The sequence below is a fragment of the Lichenicola cladoniae genome (assembly GCF_013201075.1).
GTDB classification, from domain to species: domain Bacteria; phylum Pseudomonadota; class Alphaproteobacteria; order Acetobacterales; family Acetobacteraceae; genus Lichenicola; species Lichenicola cladoniae.
On record NZ_CP053708.1, the window covers coordinates 179,949 to 194,085 of the forward strand.

The following is a 14,137-nucleotide window of genomic DNA, read 5'->3' on the forward strand; positions in this document are numbered from 1 at the left end:
CCGTAGAATTGCCAGTTCGTCAGCCGGGAAAAGCAGGGGCACGAAGCATGTCATGGCGCCGCCTCGCGGAAGTCGGCGCCATCGGACAACTGGTAGGCACCATCCACGATAATCCTCGCGGACGGGCTGAGCGCGCCGGAGACGATGTCGACGTTGCCGCGCGTGGCAAGGACCTTCACCGGAACGCGCGCTGCCTTCCTGCCCAGCGACTGGAACAGGTAGGTTCCGGCAGCGTCCTGCAGCACCGCATCATGCGGTGCGCGCCAGCCTTGCAGCATGCCCACGGCAATCTGAGCGGTGTAGTCGGCGCCGGGCAGCACGTCCGCCGGCGCGACCGCAAGATCGGTATTCACCAGGCGCGTGCGGGGGTTGAGGATCGCGTCGAACCGCAGCACCCGGCCGGCGACGGGCGTACCGCCGGCGACCGGCATGATCGTCGCGGTCTGGCCCACGCGAAGCTGGAGCCGCCGCGCCGGGTCGACCCCAACCGTGACCACGATGCCGCCGCTCGACATGATCGTGGCCAGTGCGGCCCCGGCTGCCAGACGGTCGCCCTGGCTGACCGGAATGGTCAGGACAGTACCGTCGGCTGGTGCCGAGATCGTCCGGTTCGCCTGATCGGCGCCGGTGCGTTTGAGCGCATCCACGGCTGCCTGCGCGTCGGCCAGAGCCTTGTCCGCCTGGTCGAGCTGGTCTCGTGTCCCCAGGTGATGCGTGAGCAGCAGGACCATGTGCGCGCGTTGCTGTGCTGCCAGCACCGATCCGGTGCGGGCCTGCTCCCATGCCTGGCGCGCAGCCGGCGATTGTTCCCAATCCAGCAGCGGCGCGCCACGGACCACCGCCTGGCCCGGGCTGGCGAGGATACGAACCACGCGTCCCGGTTCCATGACGCTGATCGTCTGTGTGCCGCTCGAGGCCGACCTCGCGGTGCCATAGGCCTCGATCAGATCGGCAACGCTGATCGACCGGGTCGCGACCGTGGTTGCGAGAACGCCCGACGCTGGACCATCGGCCGCGCGGGCCGAGATGGACGCCATCATCAGGCAGCAGAGGATCATGGCAGCGCCGCACTGTCGCGATGTCATGGTATGGCGGTCGTGGTTGTGTTCATGCCGATACCGGCGAGCGTCTCGACCGCGACCTGCTGCTCGAGCCGGATCTGCTCGAGCGCTACCAGTTCGCTCTCGCGTGTGAAGCGCGCGGTCAGCAGGTCCGTTTGCGCCTGCGGATCGAGCAGGCCGGCCAGGTCCTGTCGCGCGGCGGCATCCGAGGCCGCCCGGACCGCGGGGAGCGCTGCACGCGCGGCCTCGATCTGGCTGCCCAGCTGGACCAGCTCGTCCAGCCGTGCCGCCACTTCCCCGTCTGCCGCGGCGATTCGCGCGGCATACTCGTCCCGCAGCTGCTGTCGCGAGGTCCGCGCAATGGCGATGTTGCCCTGTCCACGGTCAAAGATCGGCAACTCGAAGGTAAGCTGCGGACCGATCCCGCGGACGTTGCTATTGTCGCTGCCGCCGCTCGCACCGAAGCTGACGTTGGGAAACTGCAACAGGATGGCGGTGCGCAGCTTCTGGTTGGCAGCTTCGTAGCCCCAACGCAGCGCCAGAAGGTCCGGGCGGCGTCGCGGCAGTCCGGGCAGGGCGGCCCGCAGTGCCTGCATGTCGAGCCGCGGCAGCTCGACTCTATCTGCCAGAGGCAGTGGAGCATCCGGCTGCAGGCCGAGGAGGGCGGCAAGCTGGTGACGCTGCTGCAACTGCAGGCGGCCGGCAGCGCGAAGTTGTCCCTGCGTGCCTGCCAGCGTCGCCAGGTCCGGTGCCAGCATGGCGTAGGTGGCATCTCCGGCATCGAGGGCGATCTGCTGCCGGGCCACGCGCCGCGTCAGCAGGGCGCTCAGGTCGTGCAGCAGGCCGAGCGTGTCGTTTTCCTCGATCAGCTGTACCGCCAGCAGCCTGGCCTGACCGACCACCTGCCATTCCTGCCACAGGATCTGCGCGTCGACCTGATGCAGTCCGGCTTTGGCCGCGCGCTCGGCGGATGGACGCAGGATCAGCGAGCGCAGGTCCTGCGTCAGTCCGGCATTCCAGGCGGTTGTGACACCCGGCCCGGCCAGAGTCGGGGTAGCGGACAGGCTTCCCTGCGGGTTCGGAAGAAGCCCCGCCTGCAGAAGCTGGGCATCGGCGATCCCATGCCGGATGCGGATCGCCTTGAGGTCGGGATTATTCAGCACCGCCAGGCGGGCGACGGTCTCGACGTCCAGATATGGCGGCAACGGCCGATCATGCCGAAGTGACGCGATGCCGGGTGCGAGCAGCGGTGTTTCCGGCAGGGGCAGGGGCGCATAGCGGGCGCAGCCGGCCAGCGCGATCGCCACCGCCAGGGAGCAGGCTCTCCGACCCGAGCGTATGATCCGTCGCTTCAATGCGTGTCGACCACCAGCACACCGAAGCTGCCCGGCACCAGCGTCGGTGTGCCGGTGGTCCTGTCCATCCGGCCATAGGGCAGGTAGACGTACTGAGTTTTCGGGTCATAGGCGCCGGTCCGGGCCCCCGGCCTGGTGCTGAATACCCTGGACACGTGCGGCCCGCCTGCGAACGAGATCTCGGACAGCGTTCCGTTTCCGCCGCCTGGAATGAACACCCGGTCATGCACGCGATCGACTATCACCGCGTCCGGATGTGGTCCGACCGCCAGCCGCGCGCGTTCCACTCCGTCGTCGCCCACTATCTCCGCAACCCCGTTGCTGCAGACCGACACCAGCACCCGGTGGGACGCGACATAGGCGAGCCCGGTCGGGCCCTCGCACCCGGCGAGCTTGTAGCGTGCAACGACCGCGCCTTCTGAAAGGCCGATCACCGCGATCTCGTTGCGATCCTCCACGTTGACGAACAGCCGTCCGGATCCATCGAGCACCGGCGCTTCCAACGCGCCACCGACCTGGATCGTGCCGGCTACATGCGACGAACGACCCACGTCGATGCGCGTGATGCTGCCGCTTTTTCCGTTCATCACCAGCACCTGGCCGGTTGCGCGATCGAGCACGGCTCCGTCCGGCTTGCTGCCGGTCTTCAACGTGTCCAGCAGCAGGCCGCTCTCGTCGTCGACGATCGTCGCCGTGTTGTCGTCGCCGTTGGTCAGCAGAAGGCGATGATACGGCACCGGCAATACCGAGTGCACGTGCCGGCCCGACGTCAGGACAGGCCCGGCCCGGTTGGTGGCCAAGTTTACGGTATCGACGCCGGCCATCCTCGCGACCAGCAGCCGGCCCCCCGCTGCATCGACCGTTGCATAGTCCCAGCCACCGCCGGCGTCCCCGAGATGCAGGTCCGCCACAATGCGCGATGGAATTGCGGCAGGTATCGGGGACGGACCCGCTAGAGTGGAGGCACGCCCCATCGGCGCCAGAACAACGACGAGCAGCGACATCGATATGGCTGCCAATCGCGAGCGCATCCGGGTGCTGGCACGCGGCTCGGGTGATATTTCATTCGTCAGGCCCACGTCCGGAGATCTCCATGGCGGCGGGAGATTGACCGGGCTGGGTATCGGCGCCAATGAGGTTAGAGATTGTTGATCAACAACTTGACGATCATGGCCGTGTGGGCCGGATAGGCATCATGCGCCTGCTGCTGATCGAGGATGATTCCGAAACCGCCGCCTACATTGTCGAGGGCCTGCGGGAACTCACACATGATCTGCATGTCGCCGTCGATGGCCGCGGTGGCCTCGCCCGCGCGAGCGCCGAGACCTGGGATGTAATCATCCTCGACCGTATGCTGCCCGGGCTGGACGGGTTGTCCGTCCTCCGCCGGCTCCGTGCGACGGGGGTGGAAACTCCCGTGCTTTTCCTGACGACCCTGGATGGCATCAACGATCGTGTGGCCGGCCTCGATGCCGGGGCCGACGACTACATGGTCAAGCCGTTTGCGTTGGCCGAGCTTGCTGCGCGTCTTGCCGCCATCATCAGACGGCGCCAGCCGCCTGCACCGACGGTCAGCATGCAGGTCTCGGATCTCGAAATGAACCTGCTGACCCGAAGCGTATTCCGGGCTGGACGGGCGGTTATTCTCCAACCACGCGAATTCCGGCTGCTTGAATTCCTGATGCAGCGCGAAGGGGAGGTGGTCACCCGAACCATGCTGCTCGAGCATGTTTGGGAGTTTTACTTCGACCCCAACACCAATATTGTCGAAAGCCACATCAGCCGCCTGCGCGACAAGCTCGGGCGTGACCAGCTCGAGCTGATCCATACGGTGCGCGGCGCCGGATATGTGCTGCAGAAACCTTCAATTGGCTGATACCGAAGCCAGCGGGATCAATACCGAACAGGGTCGCAGCTTCGGCTGGCGGTTGACCCACAGCTCGTCATTCCGATTGATGATTGTATATGCATCACTCTTCACGATGTCCGTGCTGGTACTCTTCGTCATCATCGGCCTGACCACCGACGGCTTCATGACCCGCGAGCTCGATGCGGTCGCGGCCAATGAGCTGACCGAGATCCAGGCCGACGCCGGAGGCACGCGGATGGAGCTGTTGCAGCCTGTCGTCGATGGTCTCGTCAGGCATGCCCCGGGTTTCTTCTACCTGCTCCAGAGTGCGAGCGGGCACGTGCTGGCGGGCAACATGACGCCGATCGATCCGGTTCCCGGAAAACGCAGCGTCTCATCACGGCATGGAATAATTCATACGACGGGCGATAGTGAGATCAGGGGGCGGGGCCTGCTTCTTCCGGATGCCGGCTACCTGTTCGTAGGCAGCAGTGCGCGAGCCCGCGACGAGATGCGTCACTCGCTGCTCGAAGCGTTTCTCTGGAGCATCGGCGCGATCGTAGCGCTCGGGCTCGGGGGTGGCCTGTTTCTGAGCATGCTGGTCCTGAAGCGGATCGAGGCAATCAGCCTGGCGACGCGCGCCATCATGGCGGGCAAGCTGTCACAACGGATCGCGATCACGGGGTCCGGCGATGAGCTGGATCATCTATCGGGCAGCCTCAACGCAATGCTGGACCGGATCGAGACCCTGGTGGCTGGTCTCGAACAGATCTCGAACGACATCGCCCATGATCTGCGCACTCCGCTTACCCGACTACGGCACAGACTCGAACTCGCCCAGGGACGTGCGAGCTCGCCGGAGGAAATGCAGGCGCAGGTCCGTGCTGCCACCAGCGACGTGGACACGATCCTGGAGACGTTCACGTCACTCCTGCGGATTGCCCAGATCGAGGCCCATGCCGGTGACGCCGGCTTCGCCAGAATAGCGTTGCAGCCGTTGATCGAGGCTCTACTGGACGCCTACACTCCAGTCGCCGAGCAGAAGCAACAACTGATCAGTGCCGACATTCAATCCGGAATCACGGTGTATGGCGACCGCACACTGCTTGGACAGCTTCTCGCTAATCTGATCGAGAACGCGCTTCGTCACACCCCTGCCGGCAGCCACATCGCGATCACGGTTGCCAGCTTCACCAACGGCGTCCAACTCGCCGTTTCGGATGACGGGCCAGGCATTCCGTGTGAACAAACAGCCTACGTGATCCGCCGATTTGCCCGGCTCGACGCCAGCCGCAACACCCCGGGCACGGGGCTGGGCCTCAGTCTAGTCAAGGCTATAGCCGGTCTGCATCATGCAACTTTGCAGCTGGTCGACAATCATCCGGGCTTGTCATGCGTGTTGGTTTTCTACCCGGCCCGTTGACCTTGAAGCTGAAGTACGTTCGCCCGAAGACTTGAGCCCTCAGCAGTCTCCGACGGAGCTGTTCTGATCGATGCTCCGCGCCAGGTCCTCGATCTGACGACGGGCGACTGCGGGCGGAGAGGTACCGACAGCGTAGCTAACAAAGAACGAGCCCCGCGGAGCTTCACCGGGCGTAAACATACAGGCAAAGACCCGCGCTCCAGGTTTTTCGGCGCCGAGTGGTTGCATCAGCCAAGACCAGTGTCGCCCGGTTACAGGGCGCCGATGTTTCTGGCCAAGCCTGGCAATTGCCAGGCTTGTCGATTGCACAAACTCCTTATTGGTGAAACCGGGCGCAGATCCCACCGCGTCGATTACCTCGCTTCGAGTGACCGAAGCGCGCGTGTCGAAGGCTTGCGGCAGACCGCAGCTTGCCAGAAAACACGCTAGCGGTAGCCAGAGACACCGACCCTGATACATCGTTTCGCGAGTTCCAATCCACGAGCCTGCGGACCGGCATAGTCCGGAAGCATGCAGTAACTCAATTCAATACTGCCAATCGAAGATATCTGGAAGTAAAGCTGTCGTCAGGATAATGAAGCTGACTTCATAGATCAGGCATTGTAAAAGTGATTGTCTCCGATGCCAAAACTCAGTGTATCGGGGCGGAAGTATCGATATGATATTAACCAGATCGGAATGAGCGCAACCTCGGACCGCTCGGGTTCGTAATCCACTCGAATGCAGGCGGGCGGCGATGGCTAAGATCTTGCTTATTGAAGATGATGCCGGCACCGCAGTCGAAATCTGCCTCGAACTAACCCGCCATGGTCATGAACTCGTGCATGCACGATCGGGTCCCGAAGGCTCCAGAATGGCTCAGATAGCCCAGCCGCATCTTATGATTGTTGATCGGATGCTGCCCGAGGACACCGGTCTTGAGGTGGTGGAACGGTTGCGAGCAACGGGATGCCGGGCGCCGACGCTGATCTTGAGCGCACTGAGTGCCTTGAATGACAGGGTCGATGGATTGCGTGCCGGTGGCGACGATTACCTGGGAAAGCCGTTCGCGCTTATCGAGTTGGTTGCCCGGGTCGAGGCCTTGCTCCGGCGTCCCGCAAACTCGCGGGAAACGTTCATTCATGTCGGCCCGCTGACACTCGACCTACTCCTGAAGCAGGCGTGGCGGACAGGCCGGGAGCTGGATCTGCTTCCGAAGGAATTCGAGGTGCTGGCTTATCTGGCACGCAGGCCAGGCTATACCGTCACACGCTCGATGCTGCTGTCTGATGTGTGGGGCTACCGATTCGAACCACGCAGCAACGTTGTCGATGTCCTGATGAGCAAGTTACGGCGCAAAGTGGATCTTCCGGATGAGCCTATGCTGATTAAAAATGTCCGCGGCAATGGATATCGTCTTGATTGCCCCAGCTAGTATGTTCGCGTCGTTTACTTTTCGATGGACGCTGGCGGTATGCTTCGTGTTGTTGTTCCAGAGCGTCGTGGTCTCCGGAATATTTTGGTGGAACACATCACATTATGCCGCCAGCATGATCGAGCTATCAGTCGTCGAGGAGTGTGGCGACCTCAAAAGCCTCCCGCTAGCCAGTCTGCTTCGGACAATCGCAGTGCGAGGCGATCAGGATCTGCATCGGAAACGGTATGTCGCGCTGTTCGATCCCGATGGCACGGTTATCGCGGGGAACCTAGCCCGGATTCCTGCTGGATTGCCGGTCGATGGAGCGGCGCATCAATCTTTAGTCGACAGGAGCAAGCCTGTTGCGGCCTTGGATACCGGAATTGTGAGCGCATGTCATGACGTCGCAGGTCGCACTCTCCTCGTCGGTCGGGATCTGGATGAACTCGATGATCTTGGTAGTCTGGTCATCCGTGCCATCGGGCTGGCTGCAATTCCCGCTGCCTTCATAGCGATGTTGGGCGGTGCCCTGCTCGCGGCCCAAAGCCAGCGCCGTCTCGGGCAGGCGGAGCGGATCACCCGGCAGGTCATGGCCGGTAATCTCAGCGAGCGCATCCCGGTCTCGGCGTCACGGGATACCTTTGGACGACTGGTCTCCAACGTCAATATGATGCTGGACCGTATCGAGACATTGGTCGCGGAAGTTCGGGGTGTCGGTGACGATATTGCTCATCAGTTAAAGACGCCTCTAACGCGGCTCCGGGCCGGATTAGAGCGGGCGATATTGCATTCCGTAGGCCATGACGATCTTCTGGTTGCAAGTGAACAAGCGATCCGCGAGATCGATGAGGCTCAAGAAATCATCGCGGCACTGCTTCGTATCCGGGAAATTGAAGTTTCCGCCAGGACCTCCCATTTTCGTCCACTTCACGTAGCTCGTGTGGTTCGGGATGCGGTCGAGCTCTATGCGGCGAAGGCCGAGGAGAGTCGGGTCATGTTAAGTTTCGAAACGGACATCGACCCGGTGATCCCCTGCGATGCAGACCTCCTGATGGAGGCAATCGCGAACCTCATCGACAATGCTATCAAGTTTTCGCCGGCCGGCGGGACGGTTTCCGTGTCGCTCCGGCAGGACGGTCCGCGGTTTGCGTTGCTTCGAGTCGCCGATCAGGGTCCGGGCGTGCCGCCGGGAGAAAGATCCGAAGTGTTCCATCGCTTCTATCGCTCGGCCCGGGATAATCGAGTGCCGGGGGTCGGACTCGGACTGAGCCTGGTGGCGGCCATTGCGACGTTGCATGGCATCGTCGTGAACTTTGACGATGCCGCTCCTGGCTGCATCGTCATCGCCAGATTGCCTTTGTGCTTTGCCGATCGGCGCCTCGATGAGGCTTCGGTCGGAGCGCATCCTGTCATTGCGTCCCGTCGACCACGCCTGCAGGCGGGCCGACCATGAACCCGGTTTCGTCATGGTTGGTCTGGAGCAGGGGGATCCTGCTGATCTGGCTGCTTGCCGGCGCCGCACCCGTCCAGTGGACATTCAGGGAGGCTTTTGATGCAGCCTGGAGCCTCTATCCCGACCGCCCCGGCATCGAAGCCCAACGGGTGGCTGCATTGGCGCGTGCACGTACGGCAAGAGGCTTCTTTCCTAATGCGCCAACGGTGACCGGAACCTATTTCGATGATCACGCGATCGGTAGCAACCAGGGATACACAACGTATCAAGGCGAGTTGTCCACGCCGATTTGGCTGCCCGGAGAAGGAACCGCGACCGAGCGTGTTGCCAATGCCGATGCGCGCACCTTCGTGGCCCAGAGCGCCAACGCCCAGCTGACGGTAGCCGCCGCAGTGCTGGATGCGGCGGTCGTCGCGACCCAGGCACAACAGGAGCTCATCATCGCCAACAGGAAACTACGCTTTGCACGTCGCGTCGCAGCCGAGGTCGGGCATGCCGCCCGTGTCGGCGAACTCTCCGGCACCGATCTCGATGCGGTACAGGCAGAACTCGATAGTGCGGTCATGTCGCAGAGCAACGCAGCCGCGGGTGCTACGAATGCCATCGCCGCTCTTGCGGTCTTGACTGGATCGCCTGAGATCCCGATTCTTGAGGCCTTTTCGGAACTCCAGCCCGCTCCCGCTGGTGTAGACCGGAGTGCTGGACAGGAAGATCCGCGTATCCTGGTGATGGAACGGCGGCTTGAAACCGCCAGAGAGCAGCTTCGCCTGGTGCGCGCATCGCCGATGGCGGATCCGGATGTCGGGTTCGATGGGATCCGCGAGAAGCAGTTCGGCAGCCCATGGGATACGAGAGTAGGGGTGGTGATCCGCGTCCCGTTACCGAGCCCGGCAATCAATCGGTCCCGACTGGCGTTGGCGCAAAGTGCCGTGACGGTTGCAGAGGGCGAACTGTTGCGAGTGCATCGCGAGGTAGAGCTGGGTATGGTCCAGACCGAGATCTCACTGCGCGCGGCGCGGACGGCACAAGCGTCGGCGATCCATCTGGCCAGTGACCTGAACAGGCGGGCCGGCTCGATGGAGCGGGCCTGGCTCGTCGGCGAGACAACGTTGATCGAATTCCTGCGCGCCAGACAGGCCGCTTTCGATGCCGACCGCCAGGGTGCGTCGGCGGGCGTATCGGCGCACGCCGCCGTGCTGCGGGCGGCCCTGGCGACCGGGATGGTGCCACCATGAGCAAGTCATGGCAGCCCGTGGTTCTTGTCGTGCTCGCCGGCCTGATCGGCGCCGGTGGATTCGCTGCAGGCCAAATGACCGGTTCGACCGCACAACCGGCAAAGGCGCCTGACAAGCCGGATGACGCGTCTGGGCCGCCGGGAACCATCACGATGGACCAGACAGCACAGGCCGGGATCGGGCTGAAAGTCGCGCAGGTGCAACGGCGGAATCTCACCAGGCGGCTGGCCGCGTCCGGCCAGATCGTGGCCGATCCGGCGCGCACCGCACAGCTTCGTCCGCTTGGCCCGGGACGGGTTACATCCGTGCTGGTCCGGTCCGGCGATCGGGTTCGTCGGGGACAGGCGCTGGTTCACTATCAGGACATTTCCCTGGTGACGATCGACACCCAACTGACCGCCGGTCATGCGTCGCTCGAGCAGGCGCAGGCTGACCGGGCAGTGGCGGCTGCGGCGTTGGCGCGTGGTCGGGCGTTGCTCGGCGGCGTCATTGCGCAGGCCGAACTCGACCGGCGCAAGGCGGCGCTTGCCCAGGCCGACGCGATGCTGATCCTTGCGCGCGGACAGGTGGGCAGCCTGAAGCAACGTCGACAGCTTTACACGACCGAGCCAGGTGCGCCGGGGGAGGCAGCGGTCATAGCCCCGAGCGATGGCTACGTCATGTCCGTGCAGGTTGCGGTCGGTGACACGATCGACCCGGCCCGTGTGGTCGCGACCGTAGCCGACCTCTCCACGGTCTGGATCGAGCTCCCGGTGTATCAGGTGGACATCCCGAACGTCGCTACAGATGGCGACGTACCGTTCACCATCGCCGCACTCCCTGGCCAGCACTTCACCGCCACGCTTGATGCGAAGAGTGCGATGCTCGACCCGGGTACCGGAGCGATGCAGGTGCGCGGCATCGTTGCCAATCCGGACCTGCGCTTCCGGCCCGGGATGCGTGTCGAGGCCAATCTACCGACAACCGGGACGACGGACGCACTGACGCTGCCCCCGGCATCTCTGCAGGACATCGGTGGCGAGCCGGTGGTTTTCGTCCAGGCCGGCCCGACGCAGTTCAGGCAGCAGAAAGTCCGTATAGGCGTGCAGACCAGGGAACTCGTCGAGATTGCCGCGGGGCTCGAACCTGGCCAGACCGTTGTGACCAATGGAAGCTTCTGGCTCAAATCGCAGGCTCTGCAAGCCGAACTAGGGTCGGGTGACTAGCATGGATCGCGTTGTCGCTCTTTCCCTGCGTTACCGGGCGCTGGTGTTCATTTTCGTGGGTCTTGCGGTGGCAGGTGCCCTGCTCTGTATGCTCACATTGCCGGTGGAAGCTGTCCCGGACATCTCGCCCAAGGAGGTGCTGGTTTCGATCGTGGCACCGGGCCTTGCGCCCGAGGAAGTCGAACGGCAGGTCACGTTCCCGATCGAGAGCCAGATGACCGGGCTGCCGGGAATGACCGACCTGCGCTCCGTCTCGCGGTTCGGGGTTTCGGTCGTCTATGTCGAGTTCAACGACAGCACCGATATTTTCCAGGACCGGGTCCTGGTCAACGAGCGGATGCAGGCCGCACGCTCCTCGATCAACGTACCCGGGGTCAATCCGGTGCTGGGGCCGCTTTCGACCGGTCTTGGCGAAATCATGCAGTTCCAGCTCAGCGGTCCGCCCGGCATGTCGCTGATGCAGCTCAACACGATCATGACCTGGCAGGTGGCGCCACGCATCAAGCAGATCGACGGCGTGGCGGACCTGAACGTCAATGGCGGGTCGGAGCAGACGTTCGAGGTGTCGCTCGACGAGCGCAGGCTGCTGCAATACGGCGTCTCGCCGGGAGAGGTGTTCCGGGCGGTCGACGAGAACAACGCCACCGCCGGCGGCGCCTGGATCGAGCACAATCAGGAACAGCAGGTGGTGATCGGCCGCGGGCTGATCCAGACACTCGACGATCTCGGCAACATCGTCCTGCGTGGCGGCAACGGGGCGAACGTACCGCCAGTGTTCATCCGCAATGTGGCCGACGTCAGGATGGGGCCACGCGTCCGGCTCGGCGCGGTGACACGCGACGGCAAGGGCGAGATCGTCAACGCGGTCGTGCTGATGCAGGTCGGCAGGAACTCGGGCGATGTGACGCGGGCGGTGCGCGCCTCGATTCCATCGATCGAGCAGTCATTGCCGAAAGGGGTTACGTTGCGCCCGTTCTATGACCGCTCCGACCTGTCCCGCCGCACGATCCATACGGTGGAGGAGAACCTGACGCTGGGTGCGGTCCTGGTGATGGTGACGCTGTTGGTCATGATCGGCGACGTGCGTTCGGCGCTGGTCATCACCTCGGTCATCCCGCTGTCGCTTCTTATCGCGCTGACCGGCATGAAGGTTTTCGGGATCTCCGCCAACCTGATGAGCCTGGGCGCGATCGATTTCGGCATGATCGTGGATGGCTCGCTGGTGCTTGTCGAGAACACCCTGCGCCGGCAGTCGGCAGGATACGCGTCCTCGAAATCGGCTGGCGACATGACGCAGACGGTTGGAGATGCCGCCCGGGACGTGGCGCGACCAATCACGTTTGCCGTCGCGATCATTATCATTGTCTACCTTCCGGTGCTGAGCCTGCAGAGCATCGAGGGAAAGATGTTCCGGCCGATGGCCGAGACGGTCATCCTGGGCCTGCTCGGCTCGCTGCTGCTGTGCCTGACCTGGATCCCGGCGATCGCGTCGCTGGCCCTACGGTCGGATCGCCGGGATCGGGACACGGCCCCGGTGCGCTGGGCAAGAGCCGGCTACACAAAGGCGCTCGCCGTCTGCGAGAACCATCCCTGGATCGTGCTGAGCGTGGCGGCGATCCTGTTCGGCACCGCCGCGATCCTGGCGACCCGCCTGGGCGGTGAATTCATCCCGCAACTGCAGGAAGGCTCGCTGGTGGTAACCTCGGCACGCCTGCCCAGCGTCGCCTTGCCGACTTCGATCGCCAACGCAACCTTGATCGAAAAGACGCTCAAATCGTTCCCCGACGTGAAGACGGTGATCAGCAACACTGGGACGTCGGCGATCCCGACCGACCCAATGGGCGTGGAGCAGACCGACAGCTTCGTGATCCTGAAGCCGTCCGCCGAATGGAAAACTGCCGACGGCCAGGATGGTCTGGTTGCCGCGTATGGCAAGGCCTTGGAGAAGGCGGTTCCGGGGACGGCCTTTACCTGGAGCCAACCGATCGAGATGCGCATGGACGACCTGCTTGAAGGCGTCAAGACCGCCGTTGCGATCTCCATCTATGGCGACGACCTCGCTACACTTGCGCGGCTTGGCAAGGAGGTCGCCCAGGTCGTGCGGTCCGTGCAGGGGGCTGCAGATACCGCGCCCGAACAAGTAAGCGACTTGCCGTTCATGCAGATCGACGTCGATCGGCGGCGCGCAGCCCAGTACGGAGTGAATGCACGCGATGTGCTCGACGTGGTCGCGGCGATCGGCGGCCGGATCGGTGGCAACGTGTTCCAGAACAACTCGACATTGCCGACGCAGGTGAGGTTCAACGCGGTCGATCGTGATGGCATCGACCGGATCAGCGCGTTGCGGGTCCTGATACCGGCCGGAGGAAGCGTCCCGCTTTCGGAGGTCGCAACGATCAAGGTGGCAGGATCCGCCGCCCAGGTCAGCCGCGACCAGGTGCAACGTCGTACGGTGGTGCAGACCAATGTCCGTGGTCGCGACACAGTATCGTTCGTCAAGGCAGCACAGGTGGCGGTTGCGCAGCAGGTAAAGCTGCCGCCGGGATATCGAATCGAATGGGCTGGCCAGTTCCAGAACCTGGCCCAGGCATCCCACCGGCTCGCAATCGTGGTGCCGGTGGCGCTGATCCTGATCTTCGTGATGCTCTACATGACGTTCGGCTCGGTGCGATTGGGATTACTCATTTTCCTCAACCTGCCGATGGCCGCGACCGGCGGCATCTTCGCGCTGGTGCTGCGCGGCCTGACCTTCAGCGTGTCGGCGGGAATTGGTTTCATCGCCCTGTTCGGCGTGGCGGTGCTGAACGGCGTGGTAATGGTAAGCTACATCGTGGCCCGGCGCGAAGACGGTGGCAGCGCCAAGGACGCCGCCACCGAGGCAGCCCAGGAGCGATTTCGGCCGGTCCTGGCAACGGCTCTGGTTGCGAGCTTCGGCTTCATCCCGATGGCGTTCTCGACCAGCGCCGGCGCTGAAGTCGAGCGGCCCCTGGCGACAGTGGTCATCGGCGGCCTGATCTCGTCGACCCTCCTTACGTTGCTGCTGCTGCCGTCGCTCTACCCGCGCATCATCCAGATGCATCCGTTGAGGTGGATCAGCCACCGGGTTAGGGCGACAGCCTCCACCCGTTGATCGGCTGGAAGTTGGCTCTGCCATGGCCTT

At 63.7% G+C, this 14,137-nt stretch carries 10 protein-coding genes; 7 read left to right on the forward strand and 3 right to left on the reverse strand.

Translation table 11 applies throughout. From position 1 onward, the window contains the following. Nucleotides 1–50: 50 nt before the first annotated feature. Genes HN018_RS00800 through HN018_RS00810 form a run of 3 tightly spaced genes read right to left on the reverse strand, consistent with a single transcriptional unit; the run spans nt 51 to nt 3,495 of the window. Nucleotides 51–1,085, reverse strand: coding sequence for an efflux RND transporter periplasmic adaptor subunit (locus tag HN018_RS00800; RefSeq protein ID WP_171832744.1), 1,035 nt, complete (start codon nt 1,083–1,085; stop codon nt 51–53). Next, nucleotides 1,082–2,416, reverse strand: a complete 1,335-nt coding sequence (locus tag HN018_RS00805; protein WP_171832745.1) for a TolC family protein — start codon at nt 2,414–2,416, stop codon at nt 1,082–1,084. Before HN018_RS00805 ends, HN018_RS00800 begins: the two co-directional genes overlap by 4 nt. After that, on the reverse strand, nt 2,413–3,495 hold the full coding sequence (locus HN018_RS00810) for a YncE family protein (protein ID WP_171832746.1): 1,083 nt from the start codon (nt 3,493–3,495) through the stop codon (nt 2,413–2,415). Before HN018_RS00810 ends, HN018_RS00805 begins: the two co-directional genes overlap by 4 nt. 116 nt (nt 3,496–3,611) lie before the next feature. On the opposite strand from HN018_RS00810, the gene HN018_RS00815 reads away from it, so the two are divergent. The 7 genes from HN018_RS00815 (at nt 3,612) to HN018_RS00845 (ending at nt 14,107) form a co-directional block, all read left to right on the forward strand. Beyond that, entirely contained in the window at nt 3,612–4,292 is a 681-nt protein-coding gene (locus HN018_RS00815; RefSeq protein ID WP_171832747.1) for a response regulator transcription factor, read from the forward strand. 112 nt (nt 4,293–4,404) lie between these two features. Beyond that, on the forward strand, nt 4,405–5,688 hold the full coding sequence (locus HN018_RS00820; RefSeq protein ID WP_171832748.1) for a HAMP domain-containing sensor histidine kinase: 1,284 nt from the start codon (nt 4,405–4,407) through the stop codon (nt 5,686–5,688). Nucleotides 5,689–6,424: 736 nt separating this feature from the next. Next, complete coding sequence (locus HN018_RS00825; RefSeq protein ID WP_171832749.1) at nt 6,425–7,102, forward strand: response regulator transcription factor; 678 nt, start codon at nt 6,425–6,427, stop codon at nt 7,100–7,102. Beyond that, a complete protein-coding gene (locus HN018_RS00830) occupies nt 7,074–8,537 on the forward strand; it encodes a sensor histidine kinase (protein ID WP_171832750.1) in 1,464 nt (487 codons plus the stop codon). The genes HN018_RS00825 and HN018_RS00830 overlap by 29 nt, the downstream gene beginning before the upstream one ends. After that, nucleotides 8,534–9,772 (forward strand): TolC family protein, encoded by a 1,239-nt coding sequence (locus tag HN018_RS00835; protein ID WP_171832751.1) that lies wholly within the window; start codon nt 8,534–8,536, stop codon nt 9,770–9,772. The genes HN018_RS00830 and HN018_RS00835 overlap by 4 nt, the downstream gene beginning before the upstream one ends. Then, complete coding sequence (locus tag HN018_RS00840; RefSeq protein ID WP_171832752.1) at nt 9,769–10,977, forward strand: efflux RND transporter periplasmic adaptor subunit; 1,209 nt, start codon at nt 9,769–9,771, stop codon at nt 10,975–10,977. Before HN018_RS00835 ends, HN018_RS00840 begins: the two co-directional genes overlap by 4 nt. Before the next feature lies 1 nt (nt 10,978). Beyond that, the gene (locus HN018_RS00845; protein ID WP_171832753.1) at nt 10,979–14,107 is read left to right on the forward strand and encodes an efflux RND transporter permease subunit; all 3,129 of its coding nucleotides are present in this window, start codon (nt 10,979–10,981) and stop codon (nt 14,105–14,107) included. The last annotated feature ends 30 nt before the right edge of the window (nt 14,108–14,137 follow it).